This window comes from Sneathiella sp. HT1-7 (assembly GCF_020731145.1).
In the GTDB taxonomy this organism is placed as follows: Bacteria; Pseudomonadota; Alphaproteobacteria; order Sneathiellales; family Sneathiellaceae; genus Sneathiella.
The window spans coordinates 239,603-263,824 of the sequence record NZ_JAJFZN010000002.1; the positions used below are offsets into that span (position 1 = coordinate 239,603).

The 24,222-nt window shown below is 51.0% G+C and carries 21 protein-coding genes; 13 read left to right on the top strand and 8 right to left on the bottom strand.

The window, feature by feature from the left end; translation table 11 throughout:
* Positions 1-14: 14 nt before the first annotated feature.
* The 7 genes from glpK to LKE13_RS06405 form a co-directional block, all read right to left on the bottom strand.
* On the bottom strand, positions 15-1,508 hold the full coding sequence (glpK, locus tag LKE13_RS06375) for a glycerol kinase GlpK (RefSeq protein WP_227949343.1): 1,494 nt from the start codon (positions 1,506-1,508) through the stop codon (positions 15-17).
* Between the two features lie 93 nt (positions 1,509-1,601).
* The gene (locus LKE13_RS06380; RefSeq protein WP_227949345.1) at positions 1,602-2,450 is read right to left on the bottom strand and encodes a class III extradiol dioxygenase family protein; all 849 of its coding nucleotides are present in this window, start codon (positions 2,448-2,450) and stop codon (positions 1,602-1,604) included.
* Positions 2,443-2,808 carry a protocatechuate 4,5-dioxygenase subunit alpha gene (locus LKE13_RS06385; RefSeq protein WP_227949347.1) on the bottom strand — a complete coding sequence of 122 codons (366 nt, stop codon included), beginning with the start codon at positions 2,806-2,808 and terminating at the stop codon, positions 2,443-2,445. The genes LKE13_RS06380 and LKE13_RS06385 overlap by 8 nt, the downstream gene beginning before the upstream one ends.
* A gap of 13 nt (positions 2,809-2,821) precedes the next feature.
* Positions 2,822-3,709 (bottom strand): amidohydrolase family protein, encoded by an 888-nt coding sequence (locus LKE13_RS06390; RefSeq protein WP_227949349.1) that lies wholly within the window; start codon positions 3,707-3,709, stop codon positions 2,822-2,824.
* A gap of 10 nt (positions 3,710-3,719) precedes the next feature.
* Complete coding sequence (locus tag LKE13_RS06395; protein ID WP_227949352.1) at positions 3,720-4,775, bottom strand: 4-oxalomesaconate tautomerase; 1,056 nt, start codon at positions 4,773-4,775, stop codon at positions 3,720-3,722.
* Positions 4,768-5,439, bottom strand: a complete 672-nt coding sequence (locus tag LKE13_RS06400) for a 4-carboxy-4-hydroxy-2-oxoadipate aldolase/oxaloacetate decarboxylase (protein ID WP_227949354.1) — start codon at positions 5,437-5,439, stop codon at positions 4,768-4,770. Before LKE13_RS06400 ends, LKE13_RS06395 begins: the two co-directional genes overlap by 8 nt.
* Positions 5,439-6,176 carry a PIG-L deacetylase family protein gene (locus LKE13_RS06405; RefSeq protein ID WP_227949356.1) on the bottom strand — a complete coding sequence of 246 codons (738 nt, stop codon included), beginning with the start codon at positions 6,174-6,176 and terminating at the stop codon, positions 5,439-5,441. The genes LKE13_RS06400 and LKE13_RS06405 overlap by 1 nt, the downstream gene beginning before the upstream one ends.
* A gap of 155 nt (positions 6,177-6,331) precedes the next feature.
* On the opposite strand from LKE13_RS06405, the gene LKE13_RS06410 reads away from it, so the two are divergent.
* The 6 genes from LKE13_RS06410 (at position 6,332) to LKE13_RS06435 (ending at position 14,392) form a co-directional block, all read left to right on the top strand.
* Positions 6,332-7,549 (top strand): LysR family transcriptional regulator, encoded by a 1,218-nt coding sequence (locus LKE13_RS06410; RefSeq protein WP_227949358.1) that lies wholly within the window; start codon positions 6,332-6,334, stop codon positions 7,547-7,549.
* Between the two features lie 117 nt (positions 7,550-7,666).
* Positions 7,667-8,581 (top strand): NAD(P)-dependent oxidoreductase, encoded by a 915-nt coding sequence (locus LKE13_RS06415; RefSeq protein WP_227949360.1) that lies wholly within the window; start codon positions 7,667-7,669, stop codon positions 8,579-8,581.
* Positions 8,578-9,525, top strand: coding sequence for a Gfo/Idh/MocA family oxidoreductase (locus LKE13_RS06420; RefSeq protein ID WP_227949362.1), 948 nt, complete (start codon positions 8,578-8,580; stop codon positions 9,523-9,525). Before LKE13_RS06415 ends, LKE13_RS06420 begins: the two co-directional genes overlap by 4 nt.
* A gap of 74 nt (positions 9,526-9,599) precedes the next feature.
* Positions 9,600-10,817, top strand: coding sequence for an MFS transporter (locus LKE13_RS06425; protein WP_227949364.1), 1,218 nt, complete (start codon positions 9,600-9,602; stop codon positions 10,815-10,817).
* Between the two features lie 241 nt (positions 10,818-11,058).
* The gene (locus LKE13_RS06430) at positions 11,059-13,701 is read left to right on the top strand and encodes a VWA domain-containing protein (RefSeq protein WP_227949367.1); all 2,643 of its coding nucleotides are present in this window, start codon (positions 11,059-11,061) and stop codon (positions 13,699-13,701) included.
* Positions 13,702-13,846: 145 nt separating this feature from the next.
* Positions 13,847-14,392, top strand: a complete 546-nt coding sequence (locus tag LKE13_RS06435) for a hypothetical protein (protein WP_227949369.1) — start codon at positions 13,847-13,849, stop codon at positions 14,390-14,392.
* A gap of 14 nt (positions 14,393-14,406) precedes the next feature.
* Here LKE13_RS06435 and LKE13_RS06440 read toward each other — a convergent pair whose 3' ends face one another.
* Positions 14,407-16,023 carry a helix-turn-helix transcriptional regulator gene (locus LKE13_RS06440; RefSeq protein WP_227949371.1) on the bottom strand — a complete coding sequence of 539 codons (1,617 nt, stop codon included), beginning with the start codon at positions 16,021-16,023 and terminating at the stop codon, positions 14,407-14,409.
* A 205-nt stretch (positions 16,024-16,228) separates the two neighbouring features.
* Between LKE13_RS06440 and LKE13_RS06445 the strand changes: the two genes are divergently transcribed.
* The 7 genes from LKE13_RS06445 to LKE13_RS06475 all read left to right on the top strand — a co-directional run bounded on the left by LKE13_RS06445 (position 16,229) and on the right by LKE13_RS06475 (position 23,998).
* Entirely contained in the window at positions 16,229-17,581 is a 1,353-nt protein-coding gene (locus tag LKE13_RS06445; RefSeq protein ID WP_227949373.1) for an ABC transporter substrate-binding protein, read from the top strand.
* Positions 17,582-17,690: 109 nt separating this feature from the next.
* Positions 17,691-18,707: a branched-chain amino acid ABC transporter permease gene (locus LKE13_RS06450; protein WP_227949376.1), complete on the top strand. Its 1,017-nt coding sequence runs from the start codon at positions 17,691-17,693 to the stop codon at positions 18,705-18,707.
* Positions 18,700-19,857 (top strand): branched-chain amino acid ABC transporter permease, encoded by a 1,158-nt coding sequence (locus LKE13_RS06455; RefSeq protein ID WP_227949378.1) that lies wholly within the window; start codon positions 18,700-18,702, stop codon positions 19,855-19,857. The genes LKE13_RS06450 and LKE13_RS06455 overlap by 8 nt, the downstream gene beginning before the upstream one ends.
* Before the next feature lie 11 nt (positions 19,858-19,868).
* On the top strand, positions 19,869-20,627 hold the full coding sequence (locus LKE13_RS06460) for an ABC transporter ATP-binding protein (protein WP_227949380.1): 759 nt from the start codon (positions 19,869-19,871) through the stop codon (positions 20,625-20,627).
* Positions 20,627-21,352 (top strand): ABC transporter ATP-binding protein, encoded by a 726-nt coding sequence (locus LKE13_RS06465; protein WP_227949382.1) that lies wholly within the window; start codon positions 20,627-20,629, stop codon positions 21,350-21,352. Before LKE13_RS06460 ends, LKE13_RS06465 begins: the two co-directional genes overlap by 1 nt.
* Positions 21,353-21,482: 130 nt before the next feature.
* Positions 21,483-23,423, top strand: a complete 1,941-nt coding sequence (gene acs, locus LKE13_RS06470; protein ID WP_227949384.1) for an acetate--CoA ligase — start codon at positions 21,483-21,485, stop codon at positions 23,421-23,423.
* A gap of 182 nt (positions 23,424-23,605) precedes the next feature.
* Complete coding sequence (locus LKE13_RS06475) at positions 23,606-23,998, top strand: response regulator transcription factor (RefSeq protein ID WP_227949387.1); 393 nt, start codon at positions 23,606-23,608, stop codon at positions 23,996-23,998.
* Positions 23,999-24,222 lie beyond the last annotated feature (224 nt).

Here is a 24,222-nt window from a genome sequence, read left to right on the forward strand (position 1 = left end):
AATCTTTCTTCGTTCTACGGGTAACTTGTTAAAGTACGCCGAACGGCATCTTGCCAGTTGGCATAAGCTGTGTCCCGTTCCGTCGCAGTGATGGCCGGGGAAAAACGTTTGTCGCGGTGCCAGCTTTCAGAGAATTCGTCAATACTGGGGTAAAATCCTGTCTGCAGGCCCGCGAGATAGGCAGCGCCAAGCGCCGTGGTTTCCGCTGAAGCGGGGCGATCGACAGGCGCGCCCAGAATATCGGCAAGCCGTTGCATCGTCCATTCGGAGGCAACCATTCCGCCATCAACACGCAAAACTGTTTCATGACCGTCTGTGAAATCGGCTTGCATGGCGGTGAGGAGGTCGCGCGTTTGAAAGCAAACACTCTCCAACGCGGCGCGCGCAAGTTCTTTTGGTCCGGTGGCGCGGGTTAGGCCGAAGATAGCCCCCCGGCAATCTGTATCCCAATAAGGGGCGCCAATCCCAACGAAGGCGGGAACCATGATGACATTCTGACCCTGGTCTGCCAGTTCCGCAAGCTCGCCCGACTGCGCCGCATGTTCAATTATGCCAAGGCCATCGCGAAGCCATTGGACGGCCGCGCCAGCAACGAAAATAGAGCCTTCCAAAGCATAGGTTGGTTTGCCATTCAACTGATAAGCAATTGTTGTGAGAAGTTTGTTCTGGGATTTGACCGGATCGTGTCCCGTGTTCAGAAGAGCAAAGCAGCCAGTTCCATAGGTGGATTTCATCATTCCAGGCTGGAAACAGGCTTGTCCGACGGTTGCTGCCTGCTGGTCCCCGGCGATCGCAGCAATTTTGGTGGAGCCGCCTAGAATACCTGGATCCAACGCGCCGTAATCAGCGGCGCAATCGCGTACTTCAGGCAGCAGTGATTTAGGAATTCTCAGGATATCCAGAAGGTCATCGGACCATTCCCCGCGGTGGATATCGTAAATCAGTGTTCGGCTGGCGTTTGTTGCGTCGGTTGCATGAATCTTGCCATCTGTCAGTCGCCAGAGCAGGAAACTGTCAATGGTCCCGAAGGCAAGTTTGCCCTTCTCCGCTGAGGCGCGTGCACCCTCAATATTATCAAGAAGCCACGCAATTTTAGTGCCGGAAAAATAGGGATCGAGCAGCAATCCGGTTTTTCCAGAGAACGTCTGCTCCAGACCAGCTTGCTTAAGTTTGCTGCACAAATCGGCCGTCCGCCGATCCTGCCAGACAATAGCGTTGTGGATGGGCTTGCCGGTCTCCCTGTCCCAGATAACAGTTGTTTCCCGCTGATTGGTGATGCCGATACCGGCGACGTCGCTGATCGTTGTACCCGCTTTCGCCAAAGCTTCCTTTGCCGTTGCGACGGTTGTAGTCCAGATTTCTTCAGGATCGTGCTCAACCCAGCCCGAGGTCGGGAAGTATTGAGTGAATTCCTGCTGACCAACGGTAACAGGTTGGTAATTTTTATCGAAGAGAATAGCCCGGCTTGATGTCGTGCCTTGATCAATGGCGAGGATATACCCTGTCATTTCGTTGCCCGTTCGTCAGATAGTTTCTTGTTCCCTGCCGCGGAATATTGGCATGAGAGAACGGGATACGCCAGCCTGTTTTAACCGGAGCCTTCAGATGGCATCATTTTCAAACAGTATGACACCGGCCGCGGTGTTGGATATCGGGATATGATAGTTGCGCGATAGTTCCTGGATATCGTTCCCGAGTGCCCCGCGCATGATCAGCCACATGATCATTTCCACGCCCTGCGGTCCGACAATTTCCGCCAGTTCATAGTTTGAATATTTGAGCAGCCATTCCGGCTCACTTTTCAGTTTTTCAAGAAATTCTGTATCGAATGCCCGGTTGGTATGGCCAGCTCGCTCCCCATCAAGTTGATGGGAAAGGCCACCTGTTCCAAGGATTACAACATCCAGGTCTTTATCGAATGAGGCTACCGCCTTACCAATTGCTTCGCCAAGCTTGAGGCAGCGCCGCGCTGTGGGGAAGGGGTATTGCACGACATTCACACAAAGCGGGATGACCTTAACTTGATCACGAGCTTTTTGGTTGGGCCACATCAGAGACATGGGCACGGTGAAGCCGTGATCCACTAGCATTTCCTGACACATGGTGATATCGAACTCGTCATGCACAAGACTGTCGATTAAATGCCATGAAAATTCAGGATCCCCTTGAAATGGATCGAGTGGTTTCAGGCCCCACCCCTCATCCGCATTTTGGTATTCTGACGCTGCTCCAATGGCGAACGTTGGCATGGTATCAAGAAAGAAGTTCAGGCCATGGTCATTGTAAACGAGGATTGCTACGTCGGGCTTTTTATCCTCCATCCAGTTCCAGACGGGCTTGTACCCATCGAAAAATGGCTTCCAATAGGGATCAGATTGCAGGCCTTGCTCCAGTGCATTGCCAATTGCCGGGACATGAGAACTACCGACACCCCCGATTAGTCTAGCCATTTTTCGTCTCCCCTGCGGCGAGTAGCCTCGCTTTGAATTCTTCCAGGCTGATGCCCGCCTGTTGCGCGCCGATATCCTGCATATTGAGGCCGAACATACCGGTCAATTTTGCGAGATAATAGATATTCCCGCCAAGGCTCAGTAAGGCCAGTACGTCGCGACTTTTGACGGCGGTGCGTTGTGCTTCGGTGAGTCCGTACCTCGCGCAGTAAGCATCTTCGTTCGCCATGAAAGCTTCCCGGTTTTCCGCTTTGTTGAAGGAAAAGCACATTTTATTGAGCTCATACCCCTTCATCGCCATGCGACCTTCAAAAATTGTGGTGCCGGGAATGGGCTCTTTGCCTGCCAAGCTTTTCATTCAATTTCTCTCTTCAAGATGGGTTCGTTTCGTTTGGCCAATAGAGCCGCATTGGATTATCGACAAGTAGTTTTTGTTGTGCCTCTGTGGTTACCGCGATGCGGGGGATAACGTCGACGAGAACACCTTCATCGGGAACATGGGACTTCATGTTCGGGTGCGGCCAGTCCGTTCCCCAAAGGACACGATCCGGAAATCGCTCCACAAGATATTTTCCGAATGGAGTGACATCATCATAGGGTGGGCCGGCGACTGTCAACCGCTCTGGGCAGCTTACTTTGGTCCAGAAATTTTCATTTTCCTTGAGCAAATTTACGAAGCATTGAAAATCAGGGTGGTCGACTCCCTTGGTCACGTCCGGTCGTCCCATGTGATCAACAACGACAGTGGTGGGAAGCTGTTTCAGGAAGGGGATCAGTTCTTCAAGGTCCGGTGCTTCGAAATAGACTACGATATGCCAGCCAAGCTTGGCGATACGATTTGCAATCTTGAGAAAAACGTCTTTCGGTGTGGCATCAACCAGCCGCTTTACAAAATTGAAGCGGACAGCGCGGACGCCCGCGTCATCCATTTCCTTAAGCTCTGCATCGGTCACATCCGGTTTAATCACAGCGACACCACGCGCAAGCCCGTTTGATGATTTCAGCGCATCAACAAGGGCATCGTTATTTCTGCCGTGACAAGACGCTTGGACAATTACATTGCGTGAAAAGCCAAGATAGTCGCGAAGTTCAAACAGTTTTTCTTTAGGGGCATCACAGGGTGTATATTTCCGCTCCGGTGCGTAGGGAAAGCTGTCGGCGGGGCCAAATACATGGCAATGGGCGTCGACCGCGCCATTTGGTGCCTTGAATTTAGGCTTTGACGGGTTGGGATGAAAGGGAAGGTAGTCGGGGTCCATTATCTCTTCCTTATTGGACAAAAATCATACCATCAAATAGCTTTCGCGCAGTGCGCAGAATGCCGGCGCGTTCAACAGCACCCTTTTCATCCATCTCCAGAACCACAGTTGTCTCGCCAATGGGATGTTCGATCTTTAGTTCTTTGCGCTTCCCTTCTGGTATGATCGCAAGTTCGGCGGCGGGGGAGCCTTCAAGCGCTGCGGCTGTCGCCACTGTCACCGCGCCCAGCACCCCGATGGAGGCATGGCAGCGATGCGGAATAAAGGTGCGGGTAGAAATCGCGCCTCCAGAAAACGGTATACTGACCATACACATTTTCGGAACCGTCTTATTCGTAACATCGCCCAAATTCATTATCGGTCCCGCTTGCAGGCGAATGGCCTCCAGCCGCTCTTTAAGAGGTTTGTTCGCCTCTAGCTCCTCACGCGATTCACGGCCGGTAATTCCCATATCAGAGGCACGCATTATCACCGAGGGCATGCCGTTATCAATCATCGTCACCTCGACGCCATCGACCATGTCGCAGGTATTTCCGGTCGGCAACAACGCGCCGCAGGTGGAGCCAGCCGTCTCCGTAAAAGTAATCGGGATCGGTGCGGCGCTGCCCGGAACGCCGTCAATCGTCGCGCCTCCTGCATAAGAAACAGCGCCATTTGGTGTAGGGACGCGGGCAATGGCCGTCTGGCCTGTATTTTCCATGTAGATGGTTACATCTGTTTCTTCACCTGCAACCGGCACAAGGCCTCGCTCAATCGCGAAAGGACCGACCCCGGCGAGGATATTGCCGCAATTCTGAGCGTCCGTAACAATCGGCTGATCGACGACAACTTGCAAAAAAAGATAATCGACATCAATAGCTTCACGCGATGACGGGCGGACAACAGCGACTTTGGACGTCAGGGGGTCTGCGCCGCCCATGCCATCAATTTGTCGTGGATCGGGGGAGCCCATGACCCCTAACAGAAAGGTATCCCGTGCTGTACCATCAGAGGGTAAATCACTTTCAAGAAAATATCCCCCCTTGGATGTGCCGCCGCGCATCCACATGCAGGGGGCACTAGACATACTTCAGGCCCTTCTCGGCAAGCCGTTCGCGCATCTTGTACATATCAAGGCCCAATTCACCAGCCGCCAGTCGCTTGCGCTTCTCTTCTTCGTTGGCTATCCGGGCCTCCGCATTGTCCGCAACCTCGGCGGCTTCTTCCCGACGTACAACGCAAACTCCGTCATCATCCGCGACTATTATATCGCCAGGATTGACCAGTTCATCCGCACAAACGATGGGGATATTGACTGACCCCAAGGTTTCTTTCACGGTTCCTTGCGCACAAATCGCTTTTGACCAGACAGGGAAATTCATTGCTGTCAGGTCGCGAATATCCCGAACACCCGCATCGATAATTAGGCCGACGCCACCTCTTGCCTGCATTGATGTTGCTAGCAGGTCGCCAAAATAACCGGCATCTGATGGGGATGTGGGCGCGAGAACCAAAATATCGCCCTGTTTCACCTGCTCTATTGCGACATGAACCATCCAGTTGTCAGCGGGCGGAGCGGAGATTGTCACAGCGGAAGCGGCAATGGATGCGCCGGAATATATTGGCCGCATATTGGAGGCGAGCAATCCTTTTCTTCCTTGTGCTTCATGAACGGTGGCAACGCCGCATTTCGCAAGACGTGCGATAACACCGGCATCAGCACGCTCAATATTTTGAACAACGATACCCATCAGAGTTCGTCCACAGTGCGAGGATAGATTGATTGGAATCCTTCGGCGTATCGTGCGGATCTGCCGCCCGCCTGACCTCCGGAATTGCGCCGGAAATGGTTGCCACGGTTTTCTGCAACATTTGTATAAAAATCCCAGAGATGCTCTTGCCCCTGCATACATTCGATGGCGGCGCGCTTCTTGTCCCAGACCGAAGTGATATCGAGAAAGACATCTGGCTTCCATCCCATCTGCTCTGTTTGGTGCGGTTCGAACAGGTATAGTTGCGGCGCGCCCAGAACTTTCTCCCCCGGATTATGGCCCCAGGCCTGTGCAATCATGCGGCATTCCATGGTGAGCCGTGTCGCAAAGCTGTGGTCAGTATTATAAGGATCATATTGCGAATGGCTCATCATGAAATTCGGTTGAACCTTGCGGATTAGGTCGACAAGCTTGAATTTATCATCGCGCGTTACTTCCAGCGGATAATCCCCAAGATCGAAAAATACGATGTCGTGGGCATCTAACGCCGTGGCGGCATTTTCGGCCTCAATCCGACGTGCCTTCTTCACCTCTTCAAGTGTGGCGCCGCCTTCCTGTTTCCATAGTTTCGCGCTTTCCCCGCGTTCACCAAAAGAGAGGCAGGCAATTGTCACGTCATATCCCTTTTCCTCATGTAGGGCGATAGCACCTGCGCATCGCCAGACAAAGTCAGCGGCGTGAGCACTGATGACAAGGGCAGTTTTATTTTCTGACATTCTCCGTTCCTCGTTTGCGAACCGTTTGTGCGATCCTTGTATTCATTCTATTCGTACCATCTTCCTGTTAGTGCGAATTTTCTATTTCAAATTCGCATTCGTGGTATAATTTTTTCCTATAGCCCGGCGCGTCATGAGGGAAACATTACAGCGACATGGACAAAATGGCTCCAAATCTGCGGCACTTACGCGCCTTCTGCGTGGTGGCCGCACATCAGAGTATCAGCCGTGCGTCGGAAGAAGTATTCCTGTCTCAACCTGCGATCACTCAGGCGATTGCAAAGATCGAGATGGCGCTTGATGTGGAGCTTTTCACTCGGCGTACCGATGGGGTTTTCATTACCGAAGTGGGCAAGCTGTTCCTGGCTCGAGCGACGCGCGCGCAGGAATTTATCCGGACCGGAATTGAGGAAGCACGGCGCATTGCCCAGGTTAAAGCTGGTAGCGGCTTTGACAACTTGGATCAGCTTGTTTCCGGTGTTCAACTGCGGGCCCTGATCGCAATTGCGAAGACCGGTAATTTCAGTCTTGCCGCCAAGCGCGTCGGGATTTCCCAACCCTCTCTTTATCGCGCGGCGCGAGATCTTGAGCGTCTTTCAGATATGACCTTGTTTCGCAAAACCGGTCAGGGGATTGAACTGACGCCTGCGGCGGAAGTATGTGCGCGATATGCGAAGCTCGCCTTTGCCGAACTTATGCAAGGTTATATGGAAATTGAGGAATATAAGGGAATTGATAGTGGGCGTATCGTAATCGGTACGATGCCGCTCGCCCGGACCTATATTTTGCCGACGGCCATAAACCGGGTGCTGGAGAAACGTCCCGGTGTTCAGATCAGCGTTATTGATGGCCGGTATGAGGACTTGCTCCATGGATTGCGGTATAGCGAAATAGATATACTTATTGGCGCGCTGCGAAATCCTGCACCAATTGATGACGTGGTGGAAGAGGCTGTGTTCGAGGATGAACTTGCGTTGTTCGTACGGGCCGATCATCCGCTCACAAAGAAGAAAACGATCACGATTGAGGAACTTGCCGCCTATCCATGGATTACGCCGCGTGAAGGGTCGCCAACTCGCAACAGGTTTGAGGAACTCTTTTCAAAGCAAAAGCAACCTTTGCCCGAGGGTCTGATAGAAGCGAGCTCCCTTATTTTAATCAGAGGCCTGCTGATGGACAGCGATCGGATTACAATTCTCTCCGCGCATCAGACCAGACACGAACGGGAACAAGGATTGTTGGTGCCGCTTCCCTTTGATATTGGCGATACCCGGCGGCCCATAGGGCTGACCACCAGATTGGATTGGCATCCAACGACCACACAGGCGGAACTAGTCGAAGCTCTTCGGATGGCCGGCTGCAAGTTGACGTAAGAGCTTGAGTGTCCGTTATTCAATAATTGAATGAAGGAGCTGACTTTTTAATTTCCTGCAACCGTTACGGACGGGTAGGAAGTGCAAAGTGCTCAGTAAATGATTGGAACATTCACAATGCAGAAAGACAATCGGATCGCCCTCGTTGGATTTGGAGAGGCCGCTATGGCCTTTACTAAGGGATGGCTGGATGGTGATGAGTTGCTTCTGCGTGCCTTTGATATCAAGACGCAGGATTCAGATAATTGTATCGCCTCTGCAAAGCTTGAAGACTTTGTGCACCATCAGGTTGAAGGCGTGGAAAGCCTTGCCGACGCGTTAAAAGGGGCGTCCGTTGTATTCTCTCTCGTCACGGCGGATCAGGCACATGCGGCGGCACGGGCTGTGACGCCCCATATTGAAAAAGGATGTCTCTTTCTGGATTGTAACTCCTGTGCGCCGGGAACGAAACGTCGCTCTGCGAAATGTATTGAAGGAGCGGGAGGCCGGTATGTTGATGTGGCCGTTATGTCGCCGGTCTATCCGAAACTCCATAAAACACCGCTTTTGATTTCCGGGCCGCACACACAGGCCGCCAAAAAAGTTCTGGAGATGCTCCAGATGGACGTAAAAATTATGGCAGGGAATATCGGCGGGGCGTCTTCGGTCAAAATGGTTAGAAGCATCATGATGAAGGGGCTTGAGGCGCTTTTTGCGGAATGCGTTCTGGCAGGCCGTCAGGCAGGCGTTGACGAAGAGGTTATGGCATCTCTTGATGTGACTTATCCTGGCTTTAACTTCAAGGATCGCGCCGCTTATAGCTTTGAGCGGATGACGGCTCACGGTAAGCGCCGATCTGAAGAAATGAAAGAGGTCGCCCTCACCATTGAGGAATTGGGTCTTCCCAATGATATGGCGCAAGCGACCGTGAACTGGCAGTCGCGCATTGGTAATCTTGGTATGACGGTGGGTAAAGATAACTATCAGAGCCGGGCAGATGAATTGCTGGCGCGGTTCAATAAGAATACTGAAAAAATGGAGACGGAAGAATGAGAGTTTGTGTTGCGGGCGCTGCGGGAGCCTTTGGGCAAAAACATCTGGATGCCATCAGCAAGATCGACGGTGTAGAGGTAACTTCAATCGTTGGCCGGGAAGATAAGAGTACACAAGAGGCGGCAAAAGCACGCAGCATTGGGCATTGGACACTTGATCTCTCCGAGAGCCTCGCGCGGGATGATGTGGATTGCGTGATTTTATCGACACCTACGCAAATGCATGCGGATCAAGCTATCCAGTGCCTGCAAGCCGGAAAACACGTTCTTGTCGAGATCCCCATGGCGGACAACCTTGCAGATTCCCATCGGTTGGTTGCGTCTCAACAGGAAACTGGTCTGATCGCAATGGCCGGGCATGTCCGCCGTTTTAACCCTAGCCATCAATGGATTCATAACAAGATCAATGCGGGCGAACTCTCTTTGCAGCAACTTGATGTGCAAACATACTTTTTCCGCCGGACTAATACCAACGCGCTTGGGAAACCAAGAAGTTGGACAGATCATCTTCTTTGGCATCATGCCTGCCATACTGTCGATCTTTTCCAGTACCAAACCGGAGCCGCGGCGGCGCAAGTCTATGGGTTGGAGGGGCCGCACCATCCGGAGCTTGGCATTGCCCTTGATATGAGTATTGGAATGAAGGCGCCATCCGGTGCGCTCTGCACCTTATCTCTCTCGTTTAACAACGACGGGCCGCTGGGCACCTTCTTTCGCTATATTTGCGATAAGGGTACTTATATCGCGCGATATGATGATCTGGTGGATGGTTATGAAAATCCGATCGATCTGTCGGATGTTGCGGTTTCAAATAACGGTATTGAATTAATTGACCGGGAATTCTTCTCGGCAATCAAGGAAGGACGCGAGCCCAATAGCTCAGTGGCGCAATGCCTTTCGGCGATGGAAACGCTGGATCGTATCGAGAAAAGCTTCAACGGTTAGTTTGATTGGTTGACTTCATTATCGAGACGTGACGCAATGACTGGCGTTACTTTTTGCCAACGCCGGTCAAGTTTATGTTGCGTCTCCAAGGCACCTTGCCTTTTGTTCGTCAGGAATGGCGGTTCCTCCTCTTCGGTATGCTCTTGGCCTTCTGGTCCGGCCCGGGCCAGACCTATGTCATTTCGGTCATCGGTGGAGATATCCGGTCTGACTTTAACCTTAGCAATGGTGAGTTTGGTACGATTTACACAGTGGCTACGCTTGTTTGCGCAGCAATTTTGTGGAAGGCGGGGCCGCTTGTCGACCGGCTACCTCTAAAAAGCTTTGTTGTGAAAGTTAGCCTTCTGATGGTTGCGGCGACTATGGCGTTCGGGTTTGTCCAATGGCCCATCACGCTTTTCTTTGGCATTATTGCAATTCGCTTTATGGGGCAAGGAATGATGACGCATATTGCGCTGACTTCCATGGCGCGCCGGTATGAAGCGGAACGTGGCCGCGCGGTTGCTGTCGCCGGACTGGGCTTCCCGCTTGGACAGGCATTGTTCCCCCCGCTAATCGTATTGGCGCTCGGGTTTGTTGACTGGCGATTGGTTTGGCCAGCTATGGGTATTCTTGCGGCTTTTACCTTGCTACCAGTGGAGCCGTTTCTAATCCGCCATACCAGCCATCAGGACGGTGCCGGTGCAACGGTTCTGCAGGCGGCTGATGAAGATGCAAAACACTGGACTCGGGCGGAAATGCTCCGTGATAAGAAATTCTATTTTTTGGTTCCGACCGCAATGGCGCCTGCCGCGATAGTCACCGGCCTTTTTTTCCATCAGGTTTATTTAGTCGAAATGAAAGGCTGGAGTTTCGAGTTTTGGAGCTTTTCCTTTATTGTTTTCGCTTTTGCGTCGTTGTTTGGCGGGGTAATCTCAGGGTTTCTCGTGGACATGTATCGAGCAAGGCGGTTAGTCCCATATGTTCTACTTCCGATGTCTCTAGGAATTCTTCTGTTCGCATATGCGCATACGCAGACCTACGCCCTTCTTGTAATGTTTTTTCTGGGGATTGGGTCCGGCGGTACAAATCCTGTGCTGTCGTCTCTTTGGCCGGAAATATACGGAACACGCCATCTTGGTGCCATCCGTTCAGTGGCGACAGTTGTTATGGTATTTGGCTCTGCGCTCGGGCCAGTGTTTATGGGGTGGGCTCTTGATGCGTCAATATCTCTTGAAGCCATTATCATAGCCTCAGTCATAATTACTTTTATTTCTGCCTTTCTTGCCAAATTAGCGTTTTTCATCAAATAGACCCTTAGCATACCACGTATTGCTAATGCCGCGCGCAGATTTCCTGCCGAGTTAATTAAAATTTTCCTAACTTTTTCACCTTTATCCCTCGTTTAGGGGATGTGGGGTTCTCTTCCGTCATAGTAGGTTTGCTCCATAATTGAGAAAAATAAAGACAGATTGATCGAATCTGGCTATTTTTTTAACGGGTTAGCTAAATTAGCTTGGCCACAGTATGGTAAAGTGAGTGGAGTAAGGCAAAATGGCGACGTCTAACGGCAGCAACGGTAGCGGTTCCGGAAAAGTAATGGGGCCCGAAATAATTATCGAGGCAACTCCGGGAAAAACAATCAAGTTACCTGTTGAGTCACTGGCAAATATTCAGTTTGTTCAGGATGCAGGAAATCTACTTGTCGTGCCGATTGATGGTGGAGATACCTATTTGCTGCAAGACTTCCTGACATTTGGTGCCACTGAAAACCCTCCTCAGATTGAGCTGGAGAATGGTGAAGTCGTCGAAATCGGAGAAATTACGCCGCTTGTTCAAGGCTTTTCGATTGCGGACATAAATCCAGAGGCTGGTGATGATAACAGTGATGGTGGCGGTGCGAACTTCCGACCCTTTACCGAAGGCGATATAGGTGATCCACTCGACATTTCCGGGTTGCTCGCTGGAACCGAGCTTGCGTTTGGACGCGATGAAATTGAAGAAATCATCGGAGAGAATGAGAATTTTCCTTCAACATCAACGCTGACGGATGATCCAGGCGGCATTGTTACTCTGACTTTCTCTACACCCTTAGGGGCAGCCGCTCCGGCAGCCGGAGGGTACGAAGATTGGCAGCCTAATCAGAATGTTGGGGATACGACTGAATTCCCGATGCAGATGCTTGTTGATTTTGCTCCCGAAACGGACGAAGAATTGACGTCCATAGATATTTCCGGCTTTCCAGACGGTACGCGTTTCTTCGTTGGCGGCGCAACGCCGGGCGATGAAGTGGATGTGACTGGCGGGAGTTTTGCTGTCGTGGCGGCAGCGGGTGTATTGCCGACCATGTATGTTTTGCCGCCGGCAAACAGCGACGCAGATATCACGCTTAATGTCCTCGCAAACTATGTGAATGGTGGTGGTGAAGTCGGAGCTTCGGAAGTTTCGGGAACGGCCGTAATCGACGCGGCTGCCGACGCTCCCACGCTCGCGGGTGGAGATGCCAGCGGCGATGAAAATACAGCAATTTCTATCCCTGAAATCACGGCCGCGCTTCAAGACACGGATGAGTCAGAAACTCTGGCCGTGTCGATTGGCGGCGTTCCCGTTGGTGCTACGCTCACTGATGGGGTGAACAGTTTTACGGGCGATGGTTCAGACGTAGATGTTTCCGGATGGGATCTGGCCGCGCTGACCATCACTCCGCCAACGGATGACGATGCGGATTTCTCTTTAACGGTAACTGCGGTTGCCACTGAGACTGCAACAGTTGCTGATGGCGGTGAGTTGACAGAAGCGAATAACACGGCAAGCAGCAGCTTCACCATTGACGTAACGGTAAATGATGTTCCTCCGGGTGATGACGGTCCGACGGCGGTTGATGATGGTCCGGTAATTAAGGTGGAGCCAGCGGATGTTCATGCTGTTCTCGTAATTGATACATCGGGAAGTATGAATGCGACTGAGTTGGGCTTGATGAAAGAGGCACTGATAAATTTGGCGTCGACACTGTTCGAGCAAAACCCGGATGGCACGGTGATTACTCTGATAGATTTTGATGAAACGGCGCGGTTTATAGGAGATGGAACTTTCACAACGCTGGACTCCATTTTGGTGGCATTGGAGCCCCTAGACGCCTGGAGCGGAGGGAACACAAACTACGAGGATGCACTCAATCTTGCGAGTACTGTAGATTTTGTTCCGGGGTACGATCAGGAGATCTATTTCATTTCCGATGGTCAGCCAACCATAGGAGACACTCAGACCGGTATTGACGATTTCAATAATTGGGTGACGAATGACCTGAGCGGCGCCAAGGTGTACGCCGTCGGCTTGGGTGGAGATGCTGATAACAGCGCATTCCTAGGCCAGATAGACAATACTCCCGATGATAATAATCTCGATCCAGCTGCAGGTGATCCGTATCTTTATGTGGAAGATCCGGAAGATCTTTCGGCGAGTATTCAGCCAAGTGATGCCTGGGTGACGGGTAATGTCCTTGAAAATGACATTCCTGGAACTGATCCACTGGCGGATGTCCCTATCATCTCCTTCATCTACAATGGGGTGACGTATGATTTGTCGACCCCCTCAGGGCCAACCGTTTTTGTTGATGGCACATTTATAGCTATTGATACGGAATTTGGTGTTTTTGAGCTGGACTTTGAAACTGGTGAATATGCTTATTTGGTTCAGTCAGATGTTGCTAATACCGAGACTGAAGTGTTTTCTTACACCATTTCAGACAATGACGGTTCAACCAGTTCTGCCGACCTTACCTTTTCCATTGTTCCTGAGGATACGTTTACAGGAACTGCGGCGGCAGAGGTAATCGAGGGTGGCTCTAGCAATGACTACATCATCGGAGCTGGTGGAGACGACACGCTTTCTGGTGGAGATGGTGATGATCGATTTGTTTATCAGAATGTGGGTACCGACGGGATTGATACAATTACAGACTTTGGTGTCAACGGAGACGCAGATATCATCGATCTGACGGCATTGTTCGATGAACTTGGCATTGCGGCAGCTGATCGGGCGGGACATGTTAACTTCGCAGAAGTGGGTGGTAACACAACGATTACCGTTACGGATGCAGCAGATGCGGAAATCGCCGGATTCTCGATTGTTGTGGAAAATGCATCGCTTAACAACGCCGATATTACAAATGGAAAGATAGTCGTCGACGAAAGTTAGTTCGTTGCTGACAGGAGGGAAAGGGCCGCATTTTTGCGGCCTTTTTCTTTTGTGAAACAGGTTAAATGACTGGAAGCCTTGGATGGCTTGCCTTACTATACCTCTGCCGATGCGGGATTTGCTCGGGTGAAACAGGGGTAGTATATTGACCAGAGTAAATTATTTTCTGATTGTTATGGCTGTTATGATAGCAGCGCCCATCATCGCGAACGCGAAGGATTTGTCCATTGCCGCGTTCAAGGGGGATTGGCGGGGTAATGCCATTTCTGAAAGTAACGTCAGCGTCAATTTTGCGATCACGAGCCGCGATATCGACGTGAGCATCAAGCCGGACGAGAGTGGTAATTTTACCATTACATGGCGGACGCTTTTGCGCCAGAAGGGCGCGCCGGAAAGCCCGAAGGAGTCCTTGAAGGAAACCACTCTTACTTTTGTCAAAACAGATAGCCCGAATGTCTGGAAGGACAGCAAGGGCGGTGATGCCTACGCGGGTGAAAGCATTTCCTGGGCGCGATTGAAAAAGCAGACCTTAACTGTTTATGTCATGGCAATCAGCGATGCCGGTGACTATGACATGCAAGTCTATAAACGTACCCTGACTGGTGTAAATATGGAGCTTGATTTCACGGCAATTCGTGATGGTGCAATACGGCGAACCGCGAAGGGCCGGCTGATCCTCAACAATTACTAAGCACTGGCGCTGATTTAGAAATCTCCAATGCCTGGCGAAATATTGCGTTTTTGTGGCGTAATCTGACGGGTTTGCGATGGTGGTGGTGCAGCGCGCTGTGCACAGTTTGCCCGTTCGCAAAGGCGGCAAGTTATGCCGACAGGCATGACTGTCTTAGGGGCGGCCAGATTGAGGCCATCGGCGTAAATCACTCGGTTTGCTTCTGCAATGTCACAGCCAATGCTGATGGCATAATGCCGCTTCGGTTGGGCATAGCCTAAACTCGGTTTGGTTACGGTGCGCGCGATAGAGAAGAACCGCTGCCCATCAGGCATTTCAGAAATTTGTGGGCAAAGCGTGCCGGGGGTTAGAAAGGCTGCATGAAGAACCCAGCGCGGACAAGAGTTGCCATAACGTGGAATGCGCAAACCCGACGCACTGTATCGTTTTGAGATATTTCCGGCAATGTCACTACGGATCAAATGGAAAGGAACGCCGCTGCTACCTGGCCGCACTAAGGTGGTCAGGCGATGGCAAATCTGTTCAAAACTTGCATCAAACTGCTGCTGTAGCAATTCAATATCATACCGCAGATCTTCTGCTGATTGAAAGAAAACCTCATAGGGGAACAGAAAGGCTCCCGCGAAGTAATTTGCAAGCGCCGAAACGCCCTTTTGTTTCGCCGCCTCAGTCGGAAGTTCAGGAGCATTCACAAGCTCCTGAAAGAGGTCTGTATATTTAAGTTGCCCGCAAAGAAGCGCAAGGTGGAATTTGACGCTCGACTGCGGTAGTGATTTTGAAAGTACGAGCGTGTGGTCCTTTTCATCATACAGGGTCGCCTCGGTATTATGACTTTCCCGAGAGGCAAACTCGATCTGAATGCCGTGTTTCTCCTGCAGGTAATCCATCATGATAGGGGTCGACAGGAGATCGTGATCATTGAAGGAGGCGCGAAACTCCGCTGCCGCCTGTTCTATCGGGTCAAAATAATTATTTCGGGCCTGAATAAAATCCGATACCGCTTCATTCGGTGATGGCGCCCAGGCTTTGCCTGTCAGGCTGCCGTCGCCGACAACACCGAGCATTTCGTTCACTGTATCATTAAGAGCCTCGCTGTCCTTAAGCGCGATTTGAAGGAATTCTCTGCGTTCCTTTGGGCCAAGGTCATCATTGTCATGTACGATTTCGGTCGACGACATAATAGATGTTACGAGAGTACGCAGCCGAAAGGAGGAGCCTGCGAAAAGAAAATCCTGTGAGAGCCGCTCGCTCAATAATTGTAAATCCGTTTGGGCGGTTTTAAACGCATCATATGCTTTCTTGAAAGCTGAGCTGAGAGCGGGTGCATCTGCCGCCATTTCCGCAATTTCTTCGTCAGTAAAATTATCGTCCGTAAAAAGCGGATCTTTTAGGGCGTCTGTAATTTCACCGATTAGATAGCCTTCTTCTTGTGGTGAGAAAACCTGTGGATCGACTTTTAGGATCTTGCTGAGATGCAGCAGCAATGGAACCGTGATGCTACGCCTGTTATGCTCAAGTAAATTAAGATAGCTGGCTGAGATGCCGAGGCGATCAGCTAAATCTACCTGAGTCAGTTTTTTCTCCTTGCGCAATCGCCGTAAACGATTGCCAAGTAGGGGTGATTTGGCCATCTTCCTATCCGAAACTTTACAAAGATTTACAAATTTACAAATTAGATTAGTAATTGTTTACATAAAAAACCGATGTTTTACAAGGTTTTGATGGGAAAAATAGCGAAAATGTGAAATTTTTACATGGCAGGGAGAAGTTTGCGTTGAAAAATATAACACAGACATCTTGCCCGGGGATGATCCACTAGAATATGGGAGACAATTCATGAGCGATATCAAGAAATCAGGCGTGTCGCGTCGCGGCCTTCTCAAGGCTGGCGCTGTTGGCGGCCTGGTCGCCGCTACTCCAAGCATCTTTATAAAGAATGCCTGGGCGGAAGAATTCCGTAATAATCCGGAAAATTCAGGGGAGTTGAAGCTTGGCTTCAACGTACCGCAATCAGGTCCTTATGCGGACGAGGGAGCGGATGAACTCCGCGCTTATAAGCTGGCTGTGAAGCATCTGAATGGTGAAGGTGACGGCGGTATGCTGAACACTTTCAAGCCATCCATGCTGACCGGGAATGGCGTTCTCGGCAAGAAAGTTACTTATTCAACTGGCGATACGCAGACGAAATCTGATGCTGCGCGCGCATCAGCCAAACGCATGATCGAAAAAGATGGCGTGCTGATGGTTACTGGCGGTTCTTCTTCCGGTGTTGCTGTCGCGGTGCAGTCGCTCTGTCAGGAACAGGGTATCATCTTTATGGCAGGCCTGACCCATTCCAATGATACAACGGGTAAAGACAAGCGTCGCTATGGCTTCCGGCACTTCTTCAATGCCTATATGTCCGGTGCGGCACTGGCGCCTGTGTTGAATAAGGAATATGGCTCTGACCGTCGGGCATACCATTTGACGGCGGATTATACTTGGGGCTGGACGCAGGAAGAATCTATCAAAAACTCGACTGAGGCCCTTGGTTGGGAGACAGTCAATGCGGTCAAGACCCCGGTTGGTGCAGGTGACTTCTCGCAGTATATCACGCCGGTTCTAAACTCAGGTGCAGATGTTCTTATCCTCAACCATTATGGCAAGGATATGATTAACTCACTTAGTCAGGCTGTCCAATTCGGTCTGCGAGACAAGCAGGTCAACGGCAAGAACTTCGAGATTGTGGTGCCGCTCTTCTCGCGTCTGATGGCGCAGGGTGCTGGTGATGCGATCAAGGGAATTCTTGGCACGACGAACTGGAACTGGTCGTTGCAGGATGAAGGATCGAAAGCTTTTGTTCAGTCCTTCGGTGCGGAATATGGCGCACCGCCTTCCATGGCTGCGCACACCTGTTATGTTCAGACATTGCTGTATGCGAATGCCTGCGAAATGGCCGGTACATTCTATCCGCCAGAGGTCATCAAGCAGCTTGAGGGTTTCAACTTCGACGGTATGGGCAATGGCCCGACACTGTATCGCGCAGAAGATCACCAATGCTTCAAAGATGTCCTTGTGGTGCGCGGTAATGACAACCCGTCAAGCCAGTTCGATCTCCTAAAGGTGGTTGACGTTACGCCACGGGCCCAGGTTGAGTATGACTGGACCATCTTCGGCGGCGAGCTTGGTCCGTACGAAGTTAAGATGTAAAATCTGAGACATCACGCGGGTTGGCGTTTGCCGAGATGGCGCCAACCCGTGTATCATCGAAGCGGATTAGCCGGCAACACAGTTTGCGCGGTTGTTTGGGGTAGATTTCATGGATGCCATATTTATTCAAATATTGAATGGTCTGGATAAGGGGGCGGCGTATGCCCTGATTGCACTTGGCCTGACATTGGTGTTTGGGACGTTGGGAATTGTGAACTTTGCTCATGGAGCCTTGTTCATGCTCGGGGCGTTTTGCGCTGTTACCTTTCAGAAACTTGTCACCATATCAGTTAAGGTTCGGGATGAGGGGGTAACTGCATTCGTTGCCTATAAGGAACAACCCTATCTCGAAACATGGTTTGGCGACACGGGCCGGATTATCATTGATTATTCTGTGCCACTCTCAATTCTGTTGGCCATTCCGTTTATGCTGCTGGTCGGCTATGTCATGGAACGAGGCTTGATCAAGCATTTCTACAAACGCCCCCATGCAGAGCAGATTTTGGTCACCTTCGGCCTTGCGATCGTTATTCAGGAAATTATCAAGGCGTATTTCGGGGCTAACCCGATACCGCAGCCCGCACCGGAAATCCTGGCGGGTAGCGCGAATGTTGGGGCTTGGGTCGGGCTTGGCAACAATCTTGTCTATCCATGGTGGCGCCTTATCTACCTTTGTTTTTCCGGATTAATTATATTTTCCGTGTTCGCCTTTTTGCAATTTACGACTTACGGCATGGTCGTGCGCGCAGGTATGCGTGATCGGGAGACTGTTGGGCTTCTCGGTATTAATATCGAGCGGCGCTTCACTATTGTGTTTGCCATTGCGGCTGTCGTTGCGGGTGTTGCGGGCGTGATGTATACGCCGATCCTGCCGCCTGATTACCATCTCGGTATGGATTTTCTGGTGCTTTCCTTCGTTGTTGTTGTTGTGGGTGGCATGGGGTCTCTTGGTGGCGCGGTGCTCGCCGGGTTCCTGTTGGGGATTGTACAATCTTTCGCCTCGATGAATGAAGTTAAGGAGATATTCCCTGGGATCGACCAGATTATTCTATATCTCGTCGCCGTTGTAATTTTGCTGGTCTTACCACGCGGTCTTATGGGCCGGGCTGGAGTGATGGATGACTAATACCAAGAAGCCGCTTCTTAATGATGCGTTTGTCGTAATCATTTTTGCCGCCGCCATCTTGGCGATGCCGATCTGGCTTGATCCGATTGGCGGCAATTATCCGGATCTGCTGCAGAAATTTGCTATTTATGGAATTTTTGCCATTGGATTTAACATCCTTTTTGGCTTGACCGGCTATCTATCTTTCGGTCACGCAGCATTTCTCGGTGTTGGTTCATATGCCGCCGTATGGTCGTTCAAGCTGTTGACCATGAATGTCCTTCCGGCAGTGGTTTTCGGGGTTTTGTTTGCAGGGATACTTGCTGCAATCATCGGCTTTCTGAGTTTGCGCCGGACGGGGATTTACTTCTCGATCCTTACGCTGGCCTTTGCGCAGATGTCCTACAACCTCGCTTATTCGGTGCTCACGCCGATAACAAACGGGGAAACAGGATTGCAATTGGCCCGTTCCGATCCACGCATCCTTGATAGTCTGTTCTCAGATGGTTCGGTAGGAGCGGGACTTCCGAGTACGGATCTCTTCGGTGAAACGATGAGTGGCTATCCCGGCTTTTATTTCTGCGCCGTTCTGCTGATTATCTGTTTTTATATTTCCTTGCGTATTTTCCGGTCTCCTTTCGGATTGATGCTGAAAGGGATCAAGTCTAACCAGAACCGGATGAAATATACGGGATTAAACACGCGGCCCTATATGCTGACGGCGTTTATCATTTCCGGCATGTATGCCGGATTGGCAGGTAGCCTGCTCGCAGTAACTGATCCACTGGCCGGTGCGGAGAGAATGCAGTGGACAGCTTCGGGCGAAGTTGTCCTGATGACCATCCTTGGCGGTGCCGGAACACTTGTCGGACCGATGCTCGGTGCGGGTTTGATAAAGTATTTTGAAAATATCTTTTCCTCCTTCGATGATAATGTGCTGACGCAGGCCTTCTCCTTCCTTCCTGACAGCGTTGTTGAGTTTGTGGTGCCGGTCGTCGGCCTTTTCGTTGGCAGTGGTTGGCATCTGACATTGGGATTATTGTTTATGATCATTGTGATTTTCCTGCCCGGCGGGCTGGTGGAAGGTTTCCGCCGTATCGTCAATTATTTCAGGTCTGGCGGGAAAACGAAGCCGCAGTCCGTAGAAGCGCATAATCAGGCTGGCGAGTAAAAGGGTAAATCATGGGCGATCTCGTTCTTCATCTGGAAAATATCAATAAAAGCTTTGGCGGACTTAGTGCGCTTTCTGATGTCAATTTGCATGTGGAGGAAGGGACGACGCATGCCATTATTGGCCCGAATGGCGCGGGAAAATCGACGCTACTGAATGTTTGTATAGGTCGATTAAAGCCCGATACCGGGGCTGTGACTTTCGGAGGCGAGGTTTTGACGGGCAAGCAGCCCCATGAAATCGCCCAACTTGGTGTTGCCCGGGTTTTTCAGACACCAGAGATTTTTCAGGAAATGACACTGATTGAGAATGTCATGATCCCGGCCCTTTCTCATCGCGATGGCGCGTTCCGGTTAAATGCCGCCGAATTATTGAGCCGGCAAGGGGAACTCCGTGATGAGGCGGAGCATATTCTAGAAGATGTGGGACTAAAAGACATGATGAGGACTGAAGCCGGAAGCCTCAGTCGCGGAGATAAACGTCGGCTGGAGCTTGGCATGTGTCTGATATTGCGGCCACGGCTTTTACTTCTCGACGAGCCGACTGCGGGCATGGCGCGCCATGATACAAACCAAACAATAGAACTTTTAAAGAAGATTAAGTCACGTGGCATGACAAAAGTCATTATCGAGCATGACATGCATGTTGTTTTTAGTCTGGCGGATAAGGTGAGTGTTCTGGCGAGGGGACAGATCATTGCTGGTGGCGATCCTCAGAGCGTACGCGAGGATCCGAAGGTCAAGGAAGCGTATTTGGGAGGGGCAAATTAATGTCTGAGACATCGGAAAAAATGCCCTATTTTAGTGTGAAAGATATCCATGCTTACTATGGCGAATCCTATATCGTGCAAGGTGTTTCCTTTGATGTTGAGGAAGGGGACATCGTCGCTTTGCTTGGCCGGAACGGTGCCGGAAAAACGTCCACTTTACGAGCGCTTGCCCGGGTTGACAGCCCGGCCTTGAAGCGGGGGGAGATCTATCTCAATGGTGAGGCAATTCACCCTCTCAAGGCCTATCAGGCCGCACGCGCCGGTATCCAGCTTGTGCCAGAAGATCGTCGTATCATTGGCGGGCTGACTGTAGAAGAGAATTTAGAGCTTTCGCAGGTGGCAGAACCTAAGGGATGGGAAATAGAGCGTATCTATGATCATTTCCCGCGGCTCGGTGAACGGCGAAATCAGGATGCGATAACGATGTCTGGTGGGGAGCAGCAAATGCTGGCCGTTGCGAGGGCGCTCGCGCGGGATGTGAAATTGTTGTTCCTGGATGAACCATATGAGGGCCTCGCCCCGGTTATTGTTCAGGAAATTGAGAAAATTCTGCTCGAAGTCAAAAAGCTGGGTATTACCACGATTATCGTCGAACAGAACGCAGTTGCGGCATTGCAGCTTGCTGACAAGGCGCTTATTCTGGATATGGGGCAGATTGCGTTTCGTGGAACGGCGCAGCAGGTTTTGGACGACCAAGAGTTACGGCATGAATATCTTGCGATCTGAACGAGAGAGTTTCAGAATTTTCTGACATTTAGGTTGTATTTAGGTGGAGACGACCGCATAAATATCCTGTCGATTACCGCCGATACTTTGACGTTGAAAAACTGTATGTTGGGTGAAAGGACTTAGAAGGATGTCAGCAAAGGATCTATATCCCGTACCTGAGGAACTTGCGAAAACAGCTTGGGCCGATAAAACGAGTTACCAGGCGATGTACCGCGCATCGGTTGAAGATCCCGATGCCTTCTGGGGTGAGCATGGAAAACGGATTGACTGGATCAAGCCGTATACAAAAGTAAAAGATGTCTCCTTTGCCAAGGACGACTTGCATATCAAATGGTTCTATGACGGGACGTTAAACGTCAGTTACAACTGTCTCGACCGTCATCTGGAAAAACGCGGCGACAGCCCTGCCATTATCTGGGAAGGGGACGATCCGAATGACGACAAGACCCTGACTTATCGCGAATTACATGCTGAGGTATGTAAATTCTCGAACGTGCTTAAGGCTCAGGGCATCAAGAAAGGGGATCGCGTTACGCTCTATATGCCGATGATCGTCGAGGCGGCGGTGGCGATGTTGGCCTGCACGCGCATAGGAGCGGTTCATTCCATTGTGTTTGGCGGGTTCTCTCCAGATGCGCTCGCAGGACGAATTCGGGATTGTAAATCAAATTGTGTGATTACTGCCGACGAAGGAGTTCGAGGGGGGCGTCCAATTCCCCTGAAAGCTAATACAGATGAAGCGCTGGCGGAATGTCCAGATTGCACAACCTGTATTGTTGTCAAGCGCACCGGCGGAGACGTTGAGTGGGTTGAAGGTCGGGATGTTTGGTATCACGAGGAAATGGACAAGGTTGATGCAGACTGCCCGCCTGCGGAAATGAACGCGGAAGATCCCTTGTTCATTCTGTACACCTCCGGTTCGACAGGCCAGCCAAAGGGTGTGCTACATACCACTGGCGGCTATATCGTTTACGCGGCGATGACCCATCGCTATGTATTTGACTATCATGATGGCGACATTTACTGGTGTACGGCGGATGTCGGCTGGGTAACGGGACATAGTTATATCGTTTACGGGCCGCTTGCCAATGGTGCGACGACCTTGATGTTCGAGGGTGTGCCGAACTATCCTACGGTCTCGCGTTTTTGGGAAGTATGCGACAAGCATAAGGTCAATATTTTTTATACGGCACCAACGGCGATCCGTGCGCTGATGCGCGACGGAGATGAGCCAGTCAAGAAAACCTCACGGAAGTCGCTTCGTCTGTTGGGATCAGTAGGGGAGCCTATCAACCCGGAAGCCTGGCGTTGGTATAATGACGTTGTCGGCGAGGGGAGATGCCCGATTGTTGATACCTGGTGGCAGACGGAAACGGGGGGCATTTTGATCTCGCCTCTGCCGGGGGCAACCGATTTGAAACCGGGGTCTGCAACACTTCCGTTCTTTGGCGTAGAACCGGTTATGGTCGATAACGACGGTGTTGTTCTGAAGGGGGCCTGTGAAGGCATGCTCTGTATCAAGGATAGTTGGCCCGGCCAGATGCGAACAGTATACGGTGACCATGAGCGGTTTATTCAGACCTACTTCTCTCATTTTGATGGCCTCTATTTTACAGGCGATGGCGCGAGGCGGGATGAAGATGGATACTATTGGATCACCGGACGCGTTGACGATGTGATCAATGTATCCGGCCACAGAATGGGAACCGCGGAGGTGGAAAGCGCTCTTGTGGCACACGAGCTTGTCGCAGAAGCCGCAGTCGTAGGGTATCCGCATGATATCAAAGGGCAGGGGATATATGCCTATGTTACCTTGACGGCGGGTGTCGCACCGTCGGAGGATTTGCGTTCTGAACTTGTCAAATGGGTTCGTCATGAAATTGGCCCTATCGCCACTCCGGATCTGATCCAATGGGCGCCAGGATTACCAAAAACCCGTTCAGGCAAGATTATGCGGCGTATCTTGCGTAAAGTGGCAGAGAATGACTACGGCAGCCTCGGCGATACATCGACATTGGCTGAACCCACGGTTGTTGAGGAATTGATTGATAATAGGATGAATAAGTAAGCGTCTGCTTGTCTGCAAGAATCCTGCAAGATTGACCGATGACAATATCCTAACAAATGGGGTATCTTTAACTAGCAGGAACCGAAGAATATCGGCTCCGATATGAGAGAGCTTCATCAGAAGCCGGAAAAAGTCGCGAGCCATCATAAATTCTCGGGAAAATCGAGGGAGCATACCGCAGCATGACGCATACAGTGCTTGTAGTGGAGGACGAGCCGAATATAGTTTTGTCCTTACAGTTTATCTTAAGGCAGGCGGGTTTCACCGTGCGGGTTGCACGCGATGGGGATCAGGCGTTGCGGGCAATAGAGGACTATGTGCCCGATCTGGTGATACTGGATATTATGTTGCCCAAGCAGGACGGATTTTCCGTATGCGAAGCCATTCGTGCCAACGCTGCCTGTGCCAATGTAAAAATAATCATGCTATCGGCGAAAAGCCGGGAAGCAGACAAAGAGCGAGCCATTGCGCTTGGCGCTGATGAGTTTGTTACAAAACCCTTCTCCACGCGCGCGTTGGGTAAAATGGTAAAGGAAATTGTCGCCCCTGCGAGTTCGTCATTGCACGCTAAGTAAGCGCTAACAGTGAATGTAGGCGATAAGACGGGTATAGCTGGATGATAAGAACAGGACGGAAAAAAGAATGGTCAATTCTTCTGTTTGTCGTCTGTTTTGTCAGTCTGATGCCGCCGGTTATTTCGCTCTTTGATATTCCGCTGCTTGTGTTCGACATTCCTCTCATCTTTCTGTTCATATTTGGGGTTTGGGCCTTTGCAATTGCAATGACAGCGGTGGGCGCT